We start from the raw sequence: 239 nt of genomic DNA, 5'->3' as shown, positions 1-239 counted from the left end.
CGCGCCATTTTTACTATTACACGGCAAGGCCAGTTCAACCTGAACTTTGAGCGTGATAATAATGATGATGACGTTATCACTGCACAGCAAACTTATTAAACAATATTGATTTACCCGCTCTTTAACAACATGGATGTTGTTTGGCTAGGCGCTAATACAGCCGCTGATTAGTGCCCTGCCTTTCATTTTTGCACAAGTAAATTCGAGTCTACGCATTCGTAGCAGCGGGTTTACCCCGC

Annotated in this window: 1 pseudogene; it reads left to right on the top strand. The window is 43.5% G+C overall.

Going from position 1 to position 239, the window contains the following annotated elements:
- Nucleotides 1–99: pseudogene (locus H5232_RS24565) on the top strand (DUF600 domain-containing protein); the annotation flags it as partial.
- Between the last annotated feature and the right edge of the window lie 140 nt (nt 100–239).

It is taken from the genome of Pseudoalteromonas sp. SG41-5, from assembly GCF_014164495.1.
Classification (GTDB): Bacteria; Pseudomonadota; Gammaproteobacteria; order Enterobacterales; family Alteromonadaceae; genus Pseudoalteromonas; species Pseudoalteromonas rhizosphaerae.
Note: the sequence above shows the minus strand (reverse complement) of the source record. Positions and strands in the feature narration are given on the sequence as shown.